Raw genomic sequence first — 21,932 nt, forward strand, 5'->3', positions numbered from 1 at the left:
AGGATTGACTTGCCTAATTTGCCTGGCTAGCGTGTGCTCTCGCTGCACGTTTCGCACGCTGTTCGAGAAGGGCTGTCATGCCAAAGTTCATCAAAGTCGCCGCCATCGCCGTCTTCGCCGCCATTCTCGGCCTGGGCTTCGCCCAGCCCGCGGCCGCCGATGTCTCCATCCGCGATTCGCAGGTCTCCGACCTCTACGTCCGCGCCGACGTGCCGAGCCTGCACCAGATCGAGAAGCAGTTCGCCGCGTTCTGGAACCCGAACATCGGCATGGACGCCAAGGTCGAGGTGAGCTACAACGGCGCCAACGCTCGCGGTGCGCTCGAGCGCGTCATGAGCAACAGCGCCACCATGGACTTCTTCTCCATCCAGGGCCGCGCGCTCGGTCCGGTGAACGTCGCCGGCAACACCATGTCGGTCCAGGTCGAGGGCCTGATGGCGGGCTTCCCGGCCACCAGCACCACCTACCACTACATCCGCGAGGGCGGCCTGTGGAAGTTCGACTGGAAGAGCATCTGCCAGTCGATGCAGTGCGCCGGTAACCCGAACTTCGGCTACTGAGCCACCGCTGACATCCGGCGCGACCCCCTGATTGCGTCCACGCGATCCGGGGGGTCGCGTTTGTCATGTCAGCGCCCCAGAGAAACGAATTCGATTGTGAAACAGCTTTTCAGGACTTCCCTATGATCACCGTTCGCGGCGTGTCCAAACGCTTCGGCGACACCGTCGCCGTGGATGACGTCAGCTTCGAGGCCGAGCCGGGGGCCATCACCTATCTGCTCGGCCCCAACGGCGCGGGCAAGACCACGGTCATGCGCATGATCGCCGGGCTGGCGCGGCCGAGCTCCGGGTCGATCACCATCAACGGCAAGACCCTGCACGACTTCCCGAACACCCTGCGCGAGATCGGGTTCAGCCTGGGCGCGTTCGCCCGCAATCCGCAGCACACCGCCACCCAGCACCTGCTGTGGCAGGCACGGCTGGGTGGGCTGCCGACATCGACGGTCGGCGCGGCGCTGGAGCGGGTCGGACTGGAACGGGTCGCCGGGCGGCCGGTCGGCAAGTTCTCCTACGGCATGTTGCAGCGGCTCGGCATCGCCTCGGCCCTGCTGGGTGATCCGCGGACCGTCGTACTGGACGAGCCCGCGAACGGCCTCGATGTCGAAGGCATCCTGTGGCTGCGTGAACTGGTCGTCGGCCTGGCGGCGGAAGGCAAATGCCTGCTGGTGGCCTCGCACAATCTCACCGAGGTGGAGATCACCGGAACGCGGATCGTCATCATGGGCAAGGGCGCGGTGCTGTCCGATACGACCAAGGAAGAACTGGTGGCGAAGGGATCCGAACCCCGGCGGCTGGAGTCGGCGTACATCGACATCACCAAGGGCAGCGTGGAATACGCGGCGGCCGGAGGTGCGCGCCGATGACGATCACCTATCTCGTCCAGGCCGTGCGCAGTGAGCTGGCGAAGCTGTCGTGGCGCAGCTCCGTCTGGTACTCGGTGGTGCCGTTGGCCGTGCTGATTCCGGTCGCGATCAATTTCGGCATCGCCAAGGCCACCCAGTCGAACGCCTTCCGGGGCGCGGGCGGGATGGACACCAACAACGCCGCCTACTGGATTCTCATCTTCTCCACCTTCATCCTCATGTCGGCCGGAGTGTCCTCGCTGAGTGCGGAGTTCAAGGATCGGACCGCCGAGACGGCGTTCGCGATCCAGCCGCGGCGCTGGATCCTGCCGGTGGCGAAGCTGATCGTGTACGGCGCGATCTCGGCCGTCACCGCCGGGCTGACCACCTTCGCATTGCTCGCCGGATTCCCGCGGCTGTTCCCCGAGATCTGGGGCGAGGTCGACGCGTTCTCCGCCGACGGCGTGCGCCTGCTCATCGCGGTGCCGGTCTTCGCCCTGCTCATCTGCGCACTGGGACTGGGACTTTCGGCACTGGTACCCAAGCCGGGACTGGTCGTCATGATCGTGCTGCTGTGGAAGTTCGGCATCGAGGTGTTCGTCACCTTCATCCCGGGCGATCTGGGGCTGCTGCTGCAACGGCTCTCGCCGTTCAAGAACGGTGAACTCGGCGTCGGTCAGCTGGCGACCATCGAGAGCTACTTCGGCGGGCAGAACGGCTCGCTGGCGTACTTCGCGATCCTATGTGTGGTGATCTTCGTGGTAGGCACGGTGCGACTGTCCGTCGCCGACACGCGAAGCGAATAGACCAGCAGCGCGCATACGAAAGGCCGCCCGGCCGGAACCTCGAGGTTCCGGCCGGGCGGCCTTCGTCTGTCGCCGAATCGGCTGTCGTTCAGACGCGTTCGGCGGCGGCGATGCGCCAGCCCGCCGCATTCTCCTGATGCGCCCAGAACTCCGCGAACCGCCCCGAGGCGGCCAACAGCTCCTGGACCGTGCCGTCCTCCACCACACGCCCGTCCTCGAGGAACAGCACCCGATCCGCGCCCGCGATGGTGGACAGCCGGTGCGTCACCACGATGCGGGTGCGGCCGCGCGGATCGTCACCGATGGCGGCGACCACGGCGGCCTCGTTCTCCGCGTCGAGGGCGCTGGTGCCCTCGTCCACGAGCAGCACCGACGACTCCTTCAGCAGCGCGCGGGCGATCGAAACCCGCTGCCGCTCACCGCCGGACAGCGCGGTGCCCTCGTCGCCGACGAGGGTGTCCAGGCCGTCGGGCAGGCGGTCGGCGAAGGCGTCCACCCGCGCCAGCCGCAGCGCGGTGGCGAGCTGCTGCTCGTCGGCGTCGGGGTTGCCCGCGAGCACGTTCTCCCGGATGCTGCCCGCGAACAGGTACGGCTGCTGGAACACCATGCTGGTATCGGCCGGGCGGTGCGCCGCGTCCACCGACCCGCGATCGACGCCGCCGACCCGGACACTGCCGGAGGTGGGCGTCTCCAGTCCGGCCACCAGCGCGAGCAGGGTGCTCTTGCCGGAGCCGGACGGCCCCACGACGGCCGTGGTCTCCCCGGCGCGGAATTCGATATCGAGGCCGTCGAGCACCGGCGCGGCGGTATCGCCGTAGCCGAAGCGCACATCGCGCAGTTCGACCGCGGCGGGCTCGCCGACAGCCCGTTCCACCGCCGACGCCCCGGCCGGTCCGCCCGCGTCGAGAACGGTCCGGATGTCGCGCAACGCGTTTCGGCTCGTCTCCACGGCGGAGGCCAGATCGCCCATGGCGGCGAACGGCTCCAGGAAGCGCACCACGACCACGATGAGCGCGATGGCCTCCGGAATGCCGATGGTGCCGCGCACCGCCAGCCAGGCGGTGGTACCGGCCAGCAGCAGCAGCGCGATCTGGCTGGCCAGACTGAACAGCACCTGGCCGGGAATGTTCAACAGTAGCAAGCGAACCGTCGCGCCGTGCTGGGCGGCCAGCGCCGCACCGGTCTGGCTGCGTTCGGGTTCCACCCGCCGGGCCGCGCGCAACGCGGCCTGGGTGCGGGCGAATTCGAGAATGCGTTCGGTGAGCGCGCTGTTGGATTCGGCCGCCACCCGATCGGCGTGCCGGGTGATGCGCCCGGTCGCCCACAGCGCGCCCAGCAGCAGCGGCACCGCCAGCAGCGCGACCACCGCGAGCTGCCAGGCGATCGGGATCAGCGCCACCGCGATGGCGATCGGCAGCAGGATCGCCTGGATCACCGGGGTCACCAGATAGCCGACCAGACCCACCAGATCCGGTCCGGTGGTGGCGATGGCGCGGCGGGTGGTGGCCGCGTTGTCCTCGTCGAACCATCGCAGCGGAATCCGCGCCACCTGCGCGGAGACATCGCGCTGCGCGTGGTCGAGGATGGTGAAGCCGAGGTCGAAGCCGACCCGGGAGGCGATGGAGTCCACGATCCAGCCGCCCGCCACCGCGGCGGTCAGCAGCGCCACCCAGCGCCAGGCATCGGCCGGGGTGTCGCCGAACAGCGCCGCGACCAGCGGCACCACGAACACCACCGCGATGGCGCGCAGGATGGTCGAGATGACGGTCAGCGCGAGGTAGCGGGCCACCAGGCCGCGCTGTTCGGCGGGCAGCAGCATCAGTATGGTGCGCGTCATCGCACGGTCTCCTTCACATCGGCGGCGACGGCTCCGGCCTGCCACAACTGCTGGTAGCGGCCCTCGGCGGCGAGCAGTTCGCCGTGGGTGCCGGTCTGGGTGATGCGGCCGGACTCCAGCACGACGATCCGGTCGGCCGCGGTGACGGTGCGCAGCCGGTGCGCGATCACCAGCACGGTGCGGCCGACGGCCAGGCGGTCGATGGCCTGCTGCACCAGGTATTCCGATTCGGGATCGGCGAAGGCGGTGGCCTCGTCCAGGATCAGCACCGGGGTGTCGGCGAGCAGTGCACGAGCGATGGTGAGGCGCTGCTTCTCACCGCCGGACAGCGTGGTGCCCGAACCGAGTTGGGTGTCGTAGCCCTGCGGCAGCCGCAGAATGCGCTCGTGGATCTGGGCGTCGCGGGCAGCCCGTTCGATGGCGTCGTCGGAGGCGTCCGGGACGGCGAGGGCGATGTTCTCCCGCACCGTGCCGCGGATCAGCTGGGTGTCCTGGAAGACGAATCCGATGCGGGTGTACAGCTCGTCGGGGGTGAAGGTGGTGATATCGCGGCCACCGACCCGAATCGAACCGCTCTCGATGTCGTGGAAGCGCGCCAGCAGCGCGGCCAGGGTGGACTTACCGGCCCCGGAGGGTCCGACGAGCGCGGTGACGGTGCCCGGCTCCAGGGTGAGCGAGATGTTCGCGACCACCGGGACGCCCGGGCGGTAACCGAAGGTGACGTCGTCGAATTCGACATGGCCCGGCTGCCGCTCGGCCGACGCGGTAGCGCCGCCGCGCACTTCGAGTTCGGACTCGTCCAGGGCCACCTGAATGTGCTGGGCGGCGAGGCGGCCCTCCCGCAGACCGGACAGGCCGTAGCCGATGCCCAGCAGGCGCGAGCCGAAGGTGGTGCCCAGGAACAGGAACGGCAGCAGGTCGACCGGGTCGATCCGGTCGGTCACCACGAGCGCGGTGCCCACGGTGAGAATGATCCACAGGAACGTGACCGGGCGGGTGATGAGGTCCATGGCGGACTTCTTGCCCACGAACGGGCGCTGCCAGTTGTCCAGGAAGCGGATGTACTCGTCGAGGCTGCGCCGGAACGGGGAGGCGGCCGCGCCGCCGAACACGCGGATCACCGGCTGGCCGTCGAGGTAGGAGGTGGCCTCGGCGTTCATGCGCTCGGCCCAGCGCTGCGACTGCATGATCTTGGGGCCCGAGGACGCCATCATGGTCAGCATGGTGAAGACGTAGCCGAGCACCGGGATCAGCAGCACCAGCGCCAGCCGCCAGTCCACCCAGAACAGGTAGCCCAGCACGGCCAGCGGCGCGACCACCGCGGCGACCGCATCGGTGACGGCGTGGGTCACCAGGTAGTGCAGTGACAGGGTGTCGCCGGTGATCAGCTTGTTGATCTTGCCGGAGCCGCGGGCGGTGAACCAGCCCAGCGGCAGCCGGGCCAGCTTGCTCAGCAGACGACCGCGCAGATCGCGGCTGAAGCGGGCGTCCACGGTGTGCAGCCACAGTTGCAGGGCCGATTCCAGCACCGCGCCGACGGCGAACAGGCCCAGCGCCCACAGGCCCAGGGACCACAGGGTCGATTCGTCGGTGCCCGCCAACAGTTCCCGGGCCAGTTCCACCAGCAGCACGAAGGGGGCGAGCTGAACCAGGGTCACCAGGATCTGGAGGATGCCCGCGACCCACAGCTTGGCGCGGATATCGGCGAACAGGCGGCTGCCCGCCTGGGAACGCCAGCGTCCGCGCGGGGCCGCGGCGGTCTCGGCGGCGGGCGCGCTCGGGGCGGCCGGGGTGTCGACGGCCGGTTCGATGACCGTCACGGTCTCCTCGACCGGCGTCGTCTCGGCGGCGGCCTGCGCCCGCTCGGAGCCGTCGCGCTCCTTGCCCATGGACCGACCGTGCACCCAGTACGCCTGGGCGTAGACATCGCTCTTGGGGAAGCCGAAGTCGTCCTTCAGGCGCGCGCGGATGTGCTTGAGGGACTTGGACTCCGGGCCCGCCCACGCGTACCAGTTCGACCAGTCGCGGGCTTCCAGGGCGGCGGCGAGGGAGTTCTCCGAGGTGCGGGGCACCCAGTGCACCCGGGCGCGCGGATGTTCGGTGAGCGGGATGAGCAGGTCGTCGTCGTGGTGCTTCTCCAGGTACACCTCGATCGCCACCTGCGGCGGCACGGCGGCCAGAATCGAGTTGATGGCCGGAATCGAGGCGGAGTCGCCGATCAGCAGGTATCCGGCGGGCAGGTCCTCGGGGATCGGGAAGCCCTTGGAGCCGAACGAGGCCACCTCGACCATTTCCCCGCCCTGTACCCGGCTGGCCCAGGCCGAGGCCGGTCCGGCGGGTTCGTGCAGGACGAAGTCCACGGCGAAGCGACCGGTGTCCAGATCCGCCTCGGCAATGGTGTAGCCGCGCTGGAATTCGGCGTCGGAGCCCTCCGGATCCGGGAACCAGATCCGCAACCAGGCGGTCGGTTCTAGAGTGATCTCCTCGAACAGGCTGGGCGAACTCAGCCAGACCCGCAGCATGCGCGGTGTCGTCTGTTCGGTGTCGAGTACCGTTGCCGTGTGGTACTGAACGCCGAAGCCGCGTAGCACCGCCCCCTGAAACCCTCTGCGCGCCATTATCGCCTGTCCTCCGATCGGTGTGCGGCGGAGGCGGCCCCGCGCCAGCGCCGGCCGCACGGTCTCTCAGCTGGGTTTCCCACCTCCGACTTTGGGTAGCCTACACATACTTGGCCTGCTCCGGAGTCCCAGACGGCCGCCGATTCCACCGACAAGATCGAAGATTCGACCCGGCCGAAAGCGGGTACCCCCCGCACAGCGAGCCATCGTGGAGTCGAACCGAACCCGGAGGCCGACGATGATGTCGAACAAGCGGACCGAATTCCGCTCGCCCAACACCGAGATGGCCGTCACCCGCGCCGAACGGCCACGCCCCAACCGCTCGGCCTGGGGTCACACCCGCTTCGACGCGCAGATCGCGCGACTACGCCAGCAAGCCCTGGCGGCCCGGGACGAATCCGACCGCGCCTAGCTGGGCCGACGCGCGAGGGACCGGCGTTCGTCCATGACAGCCGCCGCCACCTCGGCGATCTCAGCACCGACCATGTCCGCGAACACCCGGGCGTCCGCGGACCGCGCCACGGTGGGCGGTCCGGGGACGATCACATAGCGACCGTCCCCCGGCAGCTCCCGCCAGCGCGGCAGACGACTCACGCGTCCGCGCGGACCGAAACCCGATACGCCCTGCGCCACCTCGACCCAGCCGACACGCGACGGCGCTGTCGCCACGAACCGTCGGGCGATCTCCAGTTCGGTGTCCTCGTACATTTCCAGGGCGCGATAGCGCTCGTGGCTGTAGTCCAACCCGTCGGACAGCACATCCAGCACCAGCCGTGGCCGACGACCCGGCGGCGCCTCCGGCAGCGCCGCCACCACCGCATCGGCCAGTCCGGCCGGATCGCACGCGGTGATGGTGAATCCGGCGCTGTGATCGACGGTTTCGCCGGGCAGCTGTCGCAGCAGATACGCCTGCCCGTTCCCCAGAATCCCCAACAGCCGGATACTGCTCGCCGGATCCTTCGGAATACGGGCGTCGGCCGCGCGGACGGCGATGCGGATTTCCGGCCGCGCCACCATCCGCAGCACGTCACGGACCTCGGGCGACACGCTGTGCCGCAACCGCTCACGCGTCCGGGCAAGCGCACGCACGTAGTCGTCGTGCAGCGGGATGCGGCTGGTGAACACGAACGGATGCGGCAGCTCGTCCTCGTCGTGCTCCGACCAGAGCGCCACGAACTCCAGATCGTCGAAGGTCCAGTCGGGTGTCATTCGTCCAGCACCGGCCGGGAGACGATGAGCGGCGCCCCGAGGCCCTCCTCGACATGATGGGCGCCCTCCAGATGGACCGGCCGCTTGTGCGCGCTCCCATCCTTGTTCGCGGCGCCCCCGTGCGCACCCGCCGCGCCCGGGGTACCCGGAATCCCGGCCATCGGCGTCGCCGCGCGGGTGGACGCTGCGGGAATGTCCACCGGCGGGGTGGCGCGCGGGAACAGCCGGGCCGACTGCGCCGGATCGCGCACCGGGGGCACTCCCCCGCCACCCCCGGCCCGACCACCCGTCGAACTGCCGGAAGGCCCCTTCACCGCGGCATCGGTGGGTCGCGCCGAGACGGGCGAGGGGTCCACCCGCCCCGGACCAGGTATGCCCGACAGCGCGCCCTGACCGGCGGTGAGCGCCTGCTGGGCGGATCGCAGTGCGCTGTCGGCCAATTGGCCGGAGGTGTCGGCCCCGCGTGGCGCGGTGGCACCGCGCGGCGTGGTGGCAGACTGCCCCTGCACGCCCGGCCGTAGACCCCCGGCGTCGGGGTACGGCGGACTGGGCGTCGACATCGGCACGGCAGGCTGCCCGCTGCCCGCGACACCGGGCAGCGCGGCTCCGACACCGGCCACCGCAGGAGCCACGCCACCAGCACCCGCCGCCCCGGTGCCGCCCGATCCGCCGGACCCGTTCGACTGCGTCGGAATGTCGATCCCCTCCACCGCCACCTGGGGTTCGGGCAAGGTGGGCAGCCGACGCATCGACCACGGCAATCCTGAGCCGTAGGTCTGATACATGTTCCGCCGATACTGCGGAGTGGGGTCCACCACGGTCGTATCCGAGCTGTAGGTCGTCATATTGCCCACACCGACGCCCGTCATCTCCAGCCCGCCGGGTTCGATGGTTCCGGCCGGGTTCTCCGCGTCCTGCGGCATGCTGACCCGGGTCGCCTCCAGCCACCCCGACGTATACGCGAGATTGTCGCCCATCAGGCGCATGCTCTCCCACAGCGTCGACATACTTCGCGTGTAGTTGTGCACCGACGCCACCGCCGCCTCGCCACCCGCACCGCGCCACTGCTCGGCGGTGACCGAGTCCATGCGGTTGATGAACTCGAGGAACGTCTCCCGCAGCTGATCCGCCATCCATTCCCAGATACCGGACCAGTTCGCCGTCCGCTGCGGCGATGACGAATCGGCGATGCTCTGGCCGAGTTCGTAGAGGAATTCGTACGACTTGTTGGCGGCGCTCTCGACCGTGACAGTCGTGACGTCGAAGGCGTCGTGGTGCTGCAACCGCTGAGTCTGGGGTGTGATGTCATGTGCGGTGCCATCGGCCGGGACGGAGTATTCGGACCGGCTGTCGAGCGGTCCGGGGATCGCGGTTCGCTCCGGCGGCCCACCGGGCAGTTCCGTGGGGCGCTCCGGCACCGAGAGATCATCGAAGCTGTCGGCGTTCTCGCCCTCGGCGATGGCGTAGGTGCGCCCGGCGGCGACGAACGTGTCGACCATATCCTCGAGAATGCCGATATGGCTCCCGAGCAGTCGGTGCAACTCGCTGCCCTTCATCGCGAATCTGGAAGCCAAGGTGGAGCCGGAGGACAGATTCGAGACCGGCTCGTTCTCCTCCACCTGTTCGGCGACCAGCCGAAGGGCGAGCAGCTCGCCGATCACCTCCGAGGCCAGTTCGGCGGCCTCGTACGCGACGTCCGGTTCGAATTCGAGTTGCCCGGTCTGTGCGCGTTCGCGGAGCACCGGCCAGAGGTCCGTGGGGTTCTGGATCTCGCTCATATGATCGCTCTCCTACCGGTGATCGACCGGGCATCGCTCGGAATCGCTGTGCGCGAGCAGATTTCGTCCCCAGCGTGCGGCGGCGCCAGGCCCGCCCACCAGGGCCGCGCCCAGCCTGGGCTGGGGATGCCCTGGATGGACGACCGACCGGGCCCGCATCGGCCTATCCGACCGGCATCGACGGCTGGGCTGCTGCCCGCGCGGGCATCGCGGGCGCGTCATCGGCGTGGGAATCGAAGCGGGCGGCCAGTTTTCGCAGCGGTGCGGGGGCCCACCAGTTGGCGCGACCGGCCAGGCGCATGAAGGCCGGTACCAGGACGGCGCGGATGAGCGTGGCGTCGACGATGATGGCCACCGCCGTGCCGATGCCGAGCATCTGGAGGTACATGACGCGGCCGGTGGCGTAGAGCGAGAAGGAGACGGCCAGGATGACCGCGGCGGCGGTGATCAGTGGGGCGGCGCGTTGCAGCCCCTCCAGGACGGCGCGGCGGTTGTCGCCGGTGGCGCGGTAGCGCTCGGCGATGCGGGAGAGCAGGAACACCTCGTAGTCCATGGACAGGCCGTAGGCGACGCAGAACAGCAGGATGGGGAAGGCGGGGTCCAGGGTGCCGATCGGGGTGAAGCCGAGAAGCGTTGCGAGCGCGCCGTTCTGGAAGATGAGCACCAGCGCGCCGAACATGACCGACAGGCTGAGCAGGTTCAGCACAATGGCTTTCAGCGGAATCAGCAGACTGCCCGACATCAGGAACACCAGCACGAAGGTGACCACCGCGATGAGCACCGCGACCAGGGGGATGCGGTCGGTCAGCGTCGCGCGGAAGTCGGTGAGTTCGGCGGGATAGCCGCCGACCAGCACGGTGTCGAACGGTGCGGGGACCGCGCGCAGCTGTGCCACGAAACCGGGGACGTCGGTGCCCGCGAGCACCTCCCGCAGCGGAACGGCCTCCAGCCGGGCGGCGGTGTCGCCGACGAATCGTTCCGGATGCGGCACGGCGCGCACCTCGCGGCCGTCCACGAAGACACCGGCGGCCGAATTCACCTGCGCCACACCGTCGATGCGGGACAGCTCGACCGCGTACCGGGCGACGCGGTCCGCACCGACCCGCCGTCCGTCCGGTGCGACGAAGTGGATGGTGTCATTGGATTCGACGGTGAAGGCGGCGCGCAGTTCGTCGTACGCCTGCCGGGTCGAGGCACTGGGCGGCAGCACGCGATCATCGGGCAGGCCGATCCGCATACCGAGCGCGGGTGCGGCGAGGACGGCGATCAGCAGCAGACCGGCGATCGAGAACCGCACCGGGTAGCGCATGACCGCATCACCGAAGCGATACCAGAAGCCGCGCTCGGTCTCGGCGCTGGCGCGGGGGCGACGCGGCAGCGCGCGATGACCGATCACGGCCAGCGCCGCGGGCAGCAGCACCAGCGCACCGAGGCAGGCCATCAGGACCACCAGCACACCCGCGTACGCGAACGACCGCAGGAACGAATACGGGAAGACCAGCAGCACCGCCAGCGCCGCCGCGACCGTCGCGCCGCTGAAGAGCACCGTGCGCCCGGCGGTGCGCACCGAGGTGATGACGGCATCGGAAACCGTTGCACCCCTGCCGAGTTCCTCGCGGAACCGGGTGATGACGAACAGGCTGTAGTCCACTCCCAGGCCGATCCCCATCACCAGCGTGATATTCGCCGCGAAGGTCGAGACGTCGGTAAGGGCGGCGACCCCGCGCAGCGCGGCAAGGGTGGCGACGACCGAGAACACGCCGACGCCCAGCGTGCACAGGGCGAGCCGGGTGCGGCGGAACAGCAGCAGCAACAGCAGCAGCATCACGGGCAGGATGATCATCTCGGCGCGCAGGAAGTCCTGCGCGGCCTGGGCGCTGATCTGGCCCGATGCCGCCTCCGCGCCCGCGACCTGAACCCGCACGACGTCGTCGGCCCGGGTGTACGCGGGCAGCAGCCGATCCACGATCTCGGCGCGCGCGGCGGTGGCGTCGCCCGCGACGTGAGCGAGGACCACCGCCTGCCGGCCGTCCGCGCTGCGCATGGTCGGGTCGCCCTCCTCCGACCAGTACGACCAGGCATCGGCGACCGCGGGGTCGGTGCGCAACTCCGCGGTGAGTTCACGCCCCGCGGCGGCGACGGCGGTATCGTCCACGCCGCCCGCGACAGCCGTCACGAGCAGAATGAAATTGGCGTTGCCCGTGTGGAATTCGCGCTGCAAGAGCTCCTGCGCACGCACCGATTCGGTGCCCGGAGCCTCCCATCGGTTCAGGATCATCGCACCCATCGCGCCCGCGCCGATCACCGCCAGCACGATGGTGAGCAGCAGCCCCGCGGCCAGGACCGGCCGGGGTCGATGAGCGAGAAGGGTGCCTAGTCGGTGCAATACAGGCATGGGTGGACTCCGTCGGTCTGCTAGCCTCAGCGAATACGAGAGAGCTCTCGTGTTTTTGAAATTACGAGAGGTCTCTCGTATTTGTCAACAGGAGGTGTGGTGCCCGAAGCCCGTTCCGTCCGCCGCCAGGAGCGCGGCAGGCAGCGCATGTCCGTCATCCTGGACGCGGCACTGGAACTGTTCGGCGAACTCGGCTACGAGGCGACCTCGACCAATGCCATCGCCACCCGCGCCGGGGTCTCCCCCGGTTCGCTCTACCAGTTCTTCGCCAACAAGGAGGCCATCGCGGAGGCCCTCTCGACCCGACTGGTCGACGCCTTCCGCGCCGCGCACGCCTCCGCCTTCGACCGCACCGACCTCGCCGAACTCCCCCTCGACGAACTCGTCGATCACCTACTGGACCCGCTCATCGCCTTCAACCTCGACAACCCCGGCGCCAAGGCCCTGTTCACCAACCCCGACATGCCCGCCAGCCTCGCCGCGGGCACCAGACCCCTCCAGCAGGCCGTCCTCGGCCGCGCCGAATCGGTCATCGCCGTCCGCTACCCGGACCTGCCGATCGAGGACCGCCGCCGCGGCGCGCTCATCGCGGTGCAGATCGTGCGGGCGACCATGCCCGCCATCATCGCCGCGACCGAACCCGAACGCGCGGCCCTGATCCGCGAGACCAAACGCGCCCTGCGCGGCTACCTCACCGAACTCGCGCCCCGCTGAGATGCTGCGGGCATCCATCGACGGTGGGCTAGGGACGATGGTCATCAGGGTCGAAACCCACCGCCTCTGCTGACGACCACGCGGTGCGGCCGATGCTCGAGGTGCCGACGAAACGGGCGGCACCGATGACACGACCGGATGCGGGATGTGGCGATGAGCACAGCCGAAGAGAACCTGGAAATATCTGCGCCAGAACCGGTTCCGCCCACCGAGAAGGCCGAGTCCACGTCGACACGGGGACTCCTGATGCTCACCCTGGCGACGGTCGGGTTCGCGCTGAACTTCTGGGCGTGGGCGCTGTTGAGTCCGTTGGGTCCGTCGTTCAAGGATGCGCTGGATTCACCGCGGCCGCACTGCTGATCTACGCGATAGTGGCGGCGCTGGTCCTTCGCGATGCTCCCGGCCGGGTCGTTCCGACCGAGCCGCTGACCCGACGGCTGAGTTCGACCGCGCGCATGACGGTGACCCGCCAGGCGGCGGTGTTGTACGCGGTGACGTTCGGCGGCTATGTCGCCTTCTCCGTGTATCTGCCGGCCTATCTGAAGACCGCGTACGGGCTGACACAGGCGGACGCGGCCGCGCGGATGGCCGGTTTCGTCCTGCTGGCGGTGGCCATGCGTCCGGTCGGCGGCTGGCTGGCCGACCATCTCGGGCCGATTCGAGTGCTGGCCACCGCCATGGCCGTGGTGACCGTCGCGGCCGCGGTACAGGCATCCACGCCCGCCGTGATGCCGGTGGCCACCGCGGCGTTCCTGTCGATGGCCGCGGCGCTCGGCGCCGCCAGCGGCGCGGTGTTCGCACTGGTGGCCCTGCTCGCCCCGGCCGAACGGGTCGGATCGGTCACCGGAATGGTCGGCGCCGCGGGCGGTCTGGGCGGCTTCGTGCCACCGCTGGTGATGGGCGCGGTGTACGGTGCGCTGGGCTCCTACGGGCTCGGATTGGCCGCGTTGGCGGTGGTGGCGGCCGCCACCGGCGTATTCACCCTCACCGCCGTCCGCGAACAGTTACCAACGCCCGCGTGACACCACGCGGGTAGCGACTGCCGACCACCCGTCGGTGCTGCTACTCGCGGCGATCAGCTACCGAAGCCGACCAGTGCGTCGGACAGGTTCTGCACCTCGAGCACCTCGAGTGCCTGCTGGCGGATGTCCGGGCAGGTGTTGGTGGTGGCCTCGTCGACGATGGTGGTATCGCCGATCACCTCGTCGTTGAGCCCCTCATTGCGAACCGCCCAGTTCTGCACGGTGCCGTTGAAGGAGACCTTGGCCAGTGTCGCGCCCTGGTCGCGCCAGTTGTCGAGTTCGGGCTCGATCATGTCGCAGAGTTGCTGGGCGGCGGCGGGCGTCACCACGTCCTCGTCCCCGCCGGGAGTGGTCGTGGCCGTCGCCGTGGTCGTGGTCGTGAGATCCGGTGTGGTCATGGTGGTGGTGTCCTGGACACCGGGCTCTTCGTCGTCGCCGCAGGCCGCCAGCATCGCCCCGGCCGCGATGAACCCGGCGGCCACGGTGGTACGAACGATCTTGTTGCAGGACATCGGCATAGCCGCCTCCTCGTCAGAGTTGGGAACCTCTACGGCGGCGTTACCCAGCCCCGGCCGATTGATGCGGGCGTTGCGTCAATCGACCACGCGATACAACGACTGCATTCCGGCCGCGATGTGGTCGCCCACATGGCAGTGGAACAACCAGGTCCCGGTGGCGTCCGGGCGCATGTCGGCGGTGGCCATGGTCGCGGGCAGCAGGCTCACCACATCGGTGCGCATGCCGTTCACCACGGCGGTATTGCCGTGCCAGTGCGGGGTGTGCAGGTCCACCTCGGTGCCCATGCCCATGAGGTACCAGCGCACGCGCTCGTTCTTGCGCATCGTCACCACCGGGCCGTTGCCGTAGACGAAGCCGTTGATGGCGTGCATGAGATTCGACTCGACGAACTCCTCGTCCTCGGGATCCGCGGGAGCCGCCGCCAGCCCCGCGAGATTGTCCGCGAGCAGCGGGCTCTGGTTCTCGTCGACGACCTCGTACAGCGAGAACACCTCGCGATCGACGTCGGCCGGACTGCCGTCCGGATCGGCCTCGCCCTTCGCGGTCACGATGAGAAAACCGCTCAGCCCGGCGTACACGTCGCCGATCTCATCGGAGTGCGAGTGGTACATCCACATGGCGGTACTGCCCTCCATGGGACCCGGACCGGCCCGCTCGGGCACCTCCCAGTGGTAGGTGTGGCCGCCGCCGGGCGGCACCTCGTCATCGTGTTTGTCGGCGGCCCCGGTGCCGTCGGCATAGGGCGCGCCCTCGCTGTCCTTGTCGTAGAACACGCCGTGCGGGTGCACCGAGGCCGGGAACGAGCAGTTGTTGCGGAATTCCACCCTGATGGTGTCACCGACCTCGGCGCGGATGACCGGGCCGAGGAAACCCAGGTAGGCATCGTCGGCGTCGCGTTCGATCCGGGTGCTGAAGGTGTCGTCGGTGTAACCCCGGTACAGGCATTTCGCGTAGGTCGAGCCGATCCGGTCCGGGGCGCTGCCGACGAATACCCGTTCGTCGTCGTCGAACGGCTCGCCGTGGATGCGGTTCTCGCCGTCGGGTGCGTAGTCCCAGCGCACCGGATCGGCGGCGATGTAATACACGCGCTCGGTGCCGCTCGATCGGCCGCCGGAAGTCCGATCCGGCGCGGTGGCACAGCCTGCCACCAAGGCGGTGACCGCGATCAACGCGGTTCCGACCGCGGTGCTTACGGTACGGAATCCTCGCACACTCGACTCCTGCGCAACTCGATCCGGCAGGGAACGGACAACCCGGCACCCCGCAAGAGTTAGATTAGGCAAATCTTACTTCACCCCGGGTTGATCGCAGCGCCGCCCAGCCGTCCGCGTGTGGGCACCGCGAGGTCGGGTATGCCGCGACCGTAGAGGCGTCGTCGTGGTGAGGAGTCGGGATGCGAGTCGTAGTACTGGGCGGTACCGGAAATGTCGGAACCGCGGTGGTGGCCGCGCTGGCCGCCGATCCGGCGGTGACCTCCATTCTCGGAGTGGCCCGCCGCATCCCCGAGCGACAGGTCGAGAAGACGGAGTGGGTCGGCGCCGATATCCGGACCGACGAGCTGGAGCCGCTGCTCCGCGGAGCGGACGCGGTGGTGCATCTGGCGTGGGCCATCCAGCCGATGCGACGGCCACTCGATACCTGGCGCACCAATGTGCACGGCACCGAACGGGTATTGCGAGCCGTCGCGGCCGCGTCGGTTCCGGCGCTGATCTACGCCTCGTCGGTGGGCGCGTATTCACCGCGCCGCGATGTGCGACCGGTCACCGAGAGCTGGCCCACCGACGGCTGGCCGGAGGCGGGGTACACGCGGGAGAAGGCGTACGTGGAGCGGCTGCTCGACGGGTTCGCCTTCGCCTATCCACACTGCCGAGTCGTGCGGCTGCGGCCCGCGTTCATCTTCCAGCGCGGCGCGGCCAGTGAACAGCGCCGGTTGTTCGCCGGACCGCTGCTGCCGAACCCGCTGGTGCGCCCGGAACTGCTCCCCGTGCTCCCGGCGCCCCGGGACCTGGCATTCCAGGCGGTGCACAGTGCCGATGTGGCGCAGGCGTACCGGCTGGCCGTCATCCGGGAGGTGGCGGGACCGTTCAATATCGCGGCGGAGCCGGTACTCGACCCGCACTCGCTCGGTGAACTGCTCGGAGCCCGACCCGTCCCGATTCCGGTGCGGCCATTGCGAGCCGCCGTCGCCGCCGCCTGGCGGCTGCGCCTGCTACCGGTCGACCCGCGACTGCTGGACGCCTTCCTGCGCCTGCCGATCATGGACACCACGCGGGCGCGCGACGAACTGGGCTGGACGCCCGCCACAGCGCCGCCGACGCACTGCGCGAACTGCTGGGGGGCCTGCGCGACGGCGCCGACCTGGATACGCCTCCGCTCGCCGCCGACGCGGGCGGTCCGCTGCGAATTCATGAATTCACCTCGGGTGTAGGTGGTTTCGACCCGGTCGACCACGACCCACGGCTGCTGAGCGGGCGCGGCTGATCCGGTCACGCGGCCGGGTCGAGCACGATCTTCACCGCCCCCTCGGACTTCTCCTGGAACATTCGATAGGCGTGCGGCGCCGCGCCGAGCGGAAGTCGATGCGTGGCAAAGCTTTCCACGTCCAGCGGGTCACCGTCCACGAGCAGCGGCAGCAGGTCGTCCACCCAGGGTTTGACGTTGGCCTGCCCCATGCGCAACTGAATCTGCTTGTCGAACAGGATGCGCATCGGGATGGGGTCCACCATGCCGCCGTACACGCCGATCAACGAGATGGTGCCGCCACGCCGGACGATATCGATCGCGCTGTACAGGGCAGCCATCCGGTCGATGCCCACGGTGTCGATCATCTTGCGCGCCACCGCATCCGGCAGCAGCGTGGCCGAACGCTGGGCCAGGGCGGCCACGGGCGAACCGTGCGCCTCCATGCCGACCGCGTCGATCACCGCATCGGTGCCCCGCCCGGCGGTGCGCTCCCGGATGATGTCGCCTATGGGCTGGTCGGCGGCGGCGAGATCGACGCATTCGATACCGCGTCCGGCCACCCGGCCGAGCCGTTCGGGCAGCAGATCGACCCCGATCACCCGGTAGCCGCGGTGCGCGGCGATCCGGCAGGCCATATCGCCGATCGGGCCGAGCCCGAGCACGGTCACCGAGCCGCCCTCGGGCACGGCGGCGTACTCGACCGCCTGCCAGGCGGTGGGCAACACATCCGACAGATACAGAAAGCGGGTGTCGTCGGGACCGTGCGGCACCTTGACGTGAGTGAAATCGGCGTGCGGCACACGCAGATATTCGGCCTGCCCGCCCGGAACCTGGCCGTACAGCTTGGAATAGCCGAACAGCGCCGCGCCGCATCCATATTCGCGCACCTGCGTGGTCTCGCACTGCGTCGGAAGACCGGTCGAGCACATGAAGCAGGTGCCGCAGCTGATCTGGAACGGCACCACGATTCGATCACCGACCGCCAATTCCGTCACCGCCGAACCGATCTCCTCCACAATGCCCATCGGCTCGTGCCCGAGCACGTCGCCCTCGCTCATGTACGCGCCGAGCACCTCGTACAGATGCAGATCGGATCCGCAGATCGCCGACGAGGTCACCTTGATGACCGCGTCCCCGGGCGCTTCGATACGTGGGTCCGGCACGGTATCCACCGCCACCTTGCGCCGTCCCTGCCAAGTCACCGCTTTCATGTTTCCTCCTCTTGTTCGGTCTCTTCCTCGTGTTCGGCGAGCCGGTAGGCGCGATTGCGAATGCGGAGGATGACGGCGGCCACGACAGCGGCGGTCAGGGAGCCGCACAGCACGCCGATCTTGGCGCGTTCGGCGTGCGGGCTGCCGGGGCCGAAGGCGAGTTCGGAGATGAGCAGGGAGACGGTGAAGCCGATGCCCGCCAACAGGGCCGCGCCGTAGACGTCGATCCAGCGCAGGCCGGGATCCAGGCGCGCGCGGGTCCAGCGGGCCACGACGAAGGTCGTCCCGAAGATGCCGAAGGACTTGCCGAGCACCAGACCGGCGACAATGCCGATCGCCACCGGATCGGTGAGCGCCTCGGTGAGACCGCGCAGCCCGCGGACCGACACCCCGGCCGCGAACAGGGCGAACACCGGCACCGCCAGCCCGGCCGCGACCGGTCGCCAGCGGTCCTCGAGCCGTTGCGCGGGATAAGGGTCTCGATCGCCGCCGCGCACCGGGACCACCGCGCCCAACAGCAGTCCCGCGACGGTGGCGTGCACCCCGGCACCGTGCACCATCGCCCAGGTCACGACCGCCAGCGGGAGCAGCAGCCACCATCTTCGCGGCCAGCGCCGCACCACGAACGCGAAGGCGAGCAGGGCGAGCAGCGCACCGCCGAAGTACGCGGGGGTCAACGTCCCCGAGTAGAACACGGCGATGATGGTGATGGCGATGAGGTCGTCCACGACCGCCAGCGTGAGCAGGAAGGTGCGCAGCGACGGCGGCAGATGGGTGCTGATCAGGCCGAGAACGGCGACCGCGAAGGCGATATCGGTCGCGGACGGAATGGCCCACCCGCGCAGCGCGTCCACCCCCGTGCTCGCGATGATCGCCACGTACACCAGCGCGGGCACGATCATGCCGCCCAGCGCGGCCGCCACGGGCAGGATCGCCTTGCGGAACCGGCTCAGCTCACCGGTCACGAACTCCTGTTTGAGTTCGAGCCCGGCGACGAAGAAGAAGATCGCCAGCAAACCCCCGGCCGCCCACTCCCCCACCGACAGGTGCAGATGGGCGACGTGCGGCCCGAAGGTGAAATCACGGACCGTGGCGTAGGCGTCCTGCCAGGGCGAGTTCGCCCAGACCAACGCGAGCACCGTCGCCGCGAGAACCAGTACGCCGCCGACGGTTTCGCGGCGCAGCAGGGCGGCGACCCGGGTGTCCTCGGGCGGCGGCGGAATCGGGAACAGCAGATTGGTGGACGGCTGGCTCGCGGCCACCGACGAGCCGGTCGCGGCCTCCCGGGGCGACCCGTCCCGACCCCCGTTCGCCGCCATCCGCATCCCTCCGTCGCAGTGTCGAATCGTCTGCTCTCGATATGCCGCGACTACCCGGTGCACCCGGCTTCAACCGAATGATCGCGCCGACCCGGGCATCAGCGCCGTCACAGTGGTTAACCGCTCGACATAGACCCGAACGACACCGCAGCACCCGACGAACAGGAGTGAGCCCATGCCACGCGACTCGATTCGGCGATCCGTACGATCCCGCCTCGCCGCCGTGGCGGCGCTGGCCACCGCGACCGGTCTCACCGCCGCATGTATGGCCGACCAGAACCCGAGCGACACCACCGGCACGATGCCGTCGGTGTGGACCGGGAGCACGGTGCCGTCGACGATCGGGGACGCGCCCGGGGAGCCGGGCCACTCCCCCGGCGGCAACACCGTCTCCGCCGGTTTCGTCGACGCCGAGGGCCGTCCCGCCGGCACCGTGACCTTCATCGAACGCGCCGGCTTCGTCGAGGTTCGCGCCGAGGTGCACGGCATGGACCCCGGCTTCCACGGTTTCCACATCCACGAGCGCGGCGTCTGCGAACCGGATTCCGCTCCGCCGGAGGGCGGCGAACCCGGTGCGTTCCGCTCGGCGGGTGGCCATATGCAGGTGGACGGGCACACCGGACAGCCCGCCAGCGGCGATCTGACCTCCGTGCACGTCCGCCCCGACGGCCGCGGTCTGCTGGTGACGACCACCTCCGCCTTCACGCTGGAGGATCTGCGCAACGGCGGCGTCGGTCGCGCCGCCATCATCCACGCGGGCGCGGACAACTTCGGCAATATCCCGCCCCGCTACACCGTTCCGGGCGGTGAGGTGCCCGATGCCGAAACCCGCTCCACCGGCGATGCCGGACCGCGATCCGTCTGCGCGGCGGTCATGTGAGCGACCCGGCCGAAGTTTGGGTCGTATGTCATCGGGCATCTCGCCGATGACATCGATCAACCCTCGGCCGCAGTGAGGAATTCGGCATGCCGAGACGTTTTCCGGGGCTGTCACCAGCCGCGTGCGCCGCGCTCATCCTGGTGGCGGGACTGCTCACCGGGTGCGGCGCGGGGCAGCTCTCGCAGACCAGCATGGACAAGAACCCGGTCAACGGCAGCAATGCCGAGGCCGGTGATATCGCGTTGCGCAATGTGTATCTCGCGGCGGAGTCCGTGGGTGAGCGGATCGGCGACTACGGTTCGGTCAGCCTGTCGTTCACCGCGATTCACACCGGCATCGGCGCTCCGGACCGGCTGCTGGCGATAGCCTCGGCGGCCGCCGAGGAGGTGCGGATCGAGGCCGAACCCGACGAGTTGGTCATCGACGCCGGTACCGCGATCGCCGCGGGGCAGCCGATCGAATCGGTGGATCCGGCGACCGCACCCGACGAGCCGTTCACGGTCGTGGTGCGCCCGGTCGCGGGCGCCCTGCGGCCCGGGGTGGCGTTGCCGTTCACCTTCGTCTTCGAACGCGGCGGCGAGGTGACCTTCGGAGTGCCGTTCGACGTGTGGAGCAAGGGTGAACCCCCGTCACCGACCCGGCCGCAGCGCTGACCGGCGGCCACGCAGCGGACCTCCCGCCCGGGCCAGGGAGCCGGAGGGACGGATCCGGAGCAGGAGAGGTAACGATGCGCGACACGGCATTCGGAACACCGATCGACACCGCGACAACCACTCGGCCGGTGTGGCGATGAACGGCTCCGCGCGGCGGTCCGACGCCATCCCGCCGCGCTGGACGTGGAACCCCTCCTCCTGGTCGCAGCGACTGCCGATCGTGGGCATCGCGCTGGTGGGCTTCGCCATCGCCACGTATCTCGCGCTCTACCAGTACGACGTGGTGCCGACCGTGTGGGAGCCGTTCTTCGGTGACGGCAGCCGGGTCATTCTGGACTCGAAACTGTCGTACGTGCTGCCCGTGTCGGATGCGACGTTGGGCGCGCTCGCCTATCTGGCCGACGCCGTCTCCGGCGCGTACGGGGGCGTGCGGCGCTGGCGGACCATGCCGTGGATCGTGGTGGTGTTCGGCATCGCGGTCGGCCCGCTGGGCACCATCAGCATTCTGCTGGTGATCGCGCAGCCGGTGCTCTACGGCGCGTTCTGCACATTGTGTCTGGCCTCGGCCGTCATCTCCATGGTGATGATCCCGCCCGCCATGGACGAGGTGCTGGCGAGCCTGCAGTATCTGCGGCGAGTGCACGATCGCGGCGAGTCGGTGTGGCGGGCGTTCTGGGGGCTGCGGCAGAGGGAAACGGAGGCGGCGTCATGATTCCCCAGTTCGTCATCGCGGCCCTCGGGATCTGGCTGATGGGTTCGCCCGCCGTCCTCGACTACGGCGCACCGGCGGCGACCAGCGACCGCATCGCGGGGCCGGTGCTCGCGGCGATCGGCTATCTGGCCGCCTACGACATCCTGCGGGGGATGCGCTGGCTCAATCTGCTCACCGCGGGTTGGCTGCTGCTGGCTCCCTGGATACTCGACTTCCCTTCCACGGCAACGGTGAACAGTCTGGTCGTCGGGGTGCTCACACTGGTGCTGGTCCCGTTGAGCCGGTCCCCGCGCCAGCGGTTCGGCGGCGGCTGGGCCAGTCTGCTGCGCCGCGATCCGGACGCCACCGACACCGGCTGAACCACCTCGCGGCCGACCACACGGCCGCGAGTTCA

At 69.4% G+C, this 21,932-nt stretch carries 21 protein-coding genes; 12 read left to right on the top strand and 9 right to left on the bottom strand.

Going from position 1 to position 21,932, the window contains the following annotated elements:
- Positions 1-77: 77 nt before the first annotated feature.
- From FOH10_RS24045 to FOH10_RS24055, 3 genes are all read left to right on the top strand, one after another.
- Entirely contained in the window at positions 78-560 is a 483-nt protein-coding gene (locus FOH10_RS24045; protein ID WP_029926745.1) for an MTB12 C-terminal domain-containing protein, read from the top strand.
- A gap of 122 nt (positions 561-682) precedes the next feature.
- Positions 683-1,423 carry an ABC transporter ATP-binding protein gene (locus FOH10_RS24050; RefSeq protein WP_143982432.1) on the top strand — a complete coding sequence of 247 codons (741 nt, stop codon included), beginning with the start codon at positions 683-685 and terminating at the stop codon, positions 1,421-1,423.
- Positions 1,420-2,208, top strand: coding sequence for an ABC-2 transporter permease (locus FOH10_RS24055; protein WP_143982433.1), 789 nt, complete (start codon positions 1,420-1,422; stop codon positions 2,206-2,208). Before FOH10_RS24050 ends, FOH10_RS24055 begins: the two co-directional genes overlap by 4 nt.
- A gap of 88 nt (positions 2,209-2,296) precedes the next feature.
- On the opposite strand, the gene FOH10_RS24060 is transcribed toward FOH10_RS24055, so the two are convergent.
- Positions 2,297-4,045 (bottom strand): ABC transporter ATP-binding protein, encoded by a 1,749-nt coding sequence (locus tag FOH10_RS24060; protein WP_143982434.1) that lies wholly within the window; start codon positions 4,043-4,045, stop codon positions 2,297-2,299.
- On the bottom strand, positions 4,042-6,663 hold the full coding sequence (locus FOH10_RS24065; RefSeq protein ID WP_143982435.1) for an ABC transporter ATP-binding protein/permease: 2,622 nt from the start codon (positions 6,661-6,663) through the stop codon (positions 4,042-4,044). Before FOH10_RS24065 ends, FOH10_RS24060 begins: the two co-directional genes overlap by 4 nt.
- A 238-nt stretch (positions 6,664-6,901) precedes the next feature.
- Between FOH10_RS24065 and FOH10_RS34955 the strand changes: the two genes are divergently transcribed.
- Positions 6,902-7,075, top strand: a complete 174-nt coding sequence (locus FOH10_RS34955; RefSeq protein WP_158453138.1) for a hypothetical protein — start codon at positions 6,902-6,904, stop codon at positions 7,073-7,075.
- Here FOH10_RS34955 and FOH10_RS34960 read toward each other — a convergent pair.
- From FOH10_RS34960 to FOH10_RS24075, 3 genes are all read right to left on the bottom strand, one after another.
- Positions 7,072-7,872, bottom strand: a complete 801-nt coding sequence (locus tag FOH10_RS34960; protein ID WP_186000574.1) for an ESX secretion-associated protein EspG — start codon at positions 7,870-7,872, stop codon at positions 7,072-7,074. The two genes, FOH10_RS34955 and FOH10_RS34960, sit on opposite strands and share 4 nt — an antisense overlap.
- Complete coding sequence (locus tag FOH10_RS34965; protein WP_186000575.1) at positions 7,869-9,650, bottom strand: hypothetical protein; 1,782 nt, start codon at positions 9,648-9,650, stop codon at positions 7,869-7,871. Before FOH10_RS34965 ends, FOH10_RS34960 begins: the two co-directional genes overlap by 4 nt.
- 163 nt (positions 9,651-9,813) lie before the next feature.
- Positions 9,814-12,045 carry an MMPL family transporter gene (locus tag FOH10_RS24075; RefSeq protein WP_143982436.1) on the bottom strand — a complete coding sequence of 744 codons (2,232 nt, stop codon included), beginning with the start codon at positions 12,043-12,045 and terminating at the stop codon, positions 9,814-9,816.
- Between the two features lie 99 nt (positions 12,046-12,144).
- Here FOH10_RS24075 and FOH10_RS24080 point away from each other — a divergent pair, with 99 nt between their 5' ends.
- From FOH10_RS24080 to FOH10_RS24085, 3 genes are all read left to right on the top strand, one after another.
- Positions 12,145-12,759 (top strand): TetR/AcrR family transcriptional regulator, encoded by a 615-nt coding sequence (locus tag FOH10_RS24080; protein ID WP_221937862.1) that lies wholly within the window; start codon positions 12,145-12,147, stop codon positions 12,757-12,759.
- A gap of 153 nt (positions 12,760-12,912) precedes the next feature.
- Positions 12,913-13,119, top strand: a complete 207-nt coding sequence (locus FOH10_RS35285) for a hypothetical protein (protein WP_221937863.1) — start codon at positions 12,913-12,915, stop codon at positions 13,117-13,119.
- Between the two features lie 11 nt (positions 13,120-13,130).
- Complete coding sequence (locus FOH10_RS24085) at positions 13,131-13,781, top strand: MFS transporter (RefSeq protein WP_342355906.1); 651 nt, start codon at positions 13,131-13,133, stop codon at positions 13,779-13,781.
- 53 nt (positions 13,782-13,834) lie between these two features.
- Here FOH10_RS24085 and FOH10_RS24090 read toward each other — a convergent pair whose 3' ends face one another.
- Both FOH10_RS24090 and FOH10_RS24095 read right to left on the bottom strand, forming a co-directional pair.
- Positions 13,835-14,299 carry a hypothetical protein gene (locus FOH10_RS24090; protein WP_143982437.1) on the bottom strand — a complete coding sequence of 155 codons (465 nt, stop codon included), beginning with the start codon at positions 14,297-14,299 and terminating at the stop codon, positions 13,835-13,837.
- Positions 14,300-14,374: 75 nt separating this feature from the next.
- Positions 14,375-15,511: a multicopper oxidase domain-containing protein gene (locus FOH10_RS24095; protein WP_143982438.1), complete on the bottom strand. Its 1,137-nt coding sequence runs from the start codon at positions 15,509-15,511 to the stop codon at positions 14,375-14,377.
- A 182-nt stretch (positions 15,512-15,693) separates the two neighbouring features.
- Here FOH10_RS24095 and FOH10_RS24100 point away from each other — a divergent pair, with 182 nt between their 5' ends.
- Entirely contained in the window at positions 15,694-16,728 is a 1,035-nt protein-coding gene (locus tag FOH10_RS24100) for an NAD-dependent epimerase/dehydratase family protein (RefSeq protein WP_308212890.1), read from the top strand.
- Positions 16,729-16,786: 58 nt separating this feature from the next.
- On the opposite strand, the gene FOH10_RS24105 is transcribed toward FOH10_RS24100, so the two are convergent.
- Positions 16,787-17,974 (bottom strand): alcohol dehydrogenase catalytic domain-containing protein, encoded by a 1,188-nt coding sequence (locus tag FOH10_RS24105; RefSeq protein WP_143982439.1) that lies wholly within the window; start codon positions 17,972-17,974, stop codon positions 16,787-16,789.
- A complete protein-coding gene (nhaA, locus tag FOH10_RS24110; protein ID WP_143982440.1) occupies positions 17,971-19,293 on the bottom strand; it encodes a Na+/H+ antiporter NhaA in 1,323 nt (440 codons plus the stop codon). The genes FOH10_RS24105 and nhaA overlap by 4 nt, the downstream gene beginning before the upstream one ends.
- 175 nt (positions 19,294-19,468) lie before the next feature.
- Here nhaA and sodC point away from each other — a divergent pair, with 175 nt between their 5' ends.
- The 4 genes from sodC to FOH10_RS24130 all read left to right on the top strand — a co-directional run bounded on the left by sodC (position 19,469) and on the right by FOH10_RS24130 (position 21,897).
- A complete protein-coding gene (sodC, locus tag FOH10_RS24115) occupies positions 19,469-20,173 on the top strand; it encodes a superoxide dismutase[Cu-Zn] (protein WP_143982441.1) in 705 nt (234 codons plus the stop codon).
- An 86-nt stretch (positions 20,174-20,259) separates the two neighbouring features.
- Positions 20,260-20,826: a copper chaperone PCu(A)C domain-containing protein gene (locus FOH10_RS24120; protein WP_143982442.1), complete on the top strand. Its 567-nt coding sequence runs from the start codon at positions 20,260-20,262 to the stop codon at positions 20,824-20,826.
- A gap of 136 nt (positions 20,827-20,962) precedes the next feature.
- Positions 20,963-21,538 (top strand): vitamin K epoxide reductase family protein, encoded by a 576-nt coding sequence (locus FOH10_RS24125; RefSeq protein ID WP_143982443.1) that lies wholly within the window; start codon positions 20,963-20,965, stop codon positions 21,536-21,538.
- On the top strand, positions 21,535-21,897 hold the full coding sequence (locus FOH10_RS24130; RefSeq protein ID WP_143982444.1) for an SPW repeat domain-containing protein: 363 nt from the start codon (positions 21,535-21,537) through the stop codon (positions 21,895-21,897). The genes FOH10_RS24125 and FOH10_RS24130 overlap by 4 nt, the downstream gene beginning before the upstream one ends.
- The last annotated feature ends 35 nt before the right edge of the window (positions 21,898-21,932 follow it).

This window comes from Nocardia otitidiscaviarum (genome assembly GCF_007362295.1).
GTDB classification, from domain to species: domain Bacteria; phylum Actinomycetota; class Actinomycetes; order Mycobacteriales; family Mycobacteriaceae; genus Nocardia; species Nocardia otitidiscaviarum.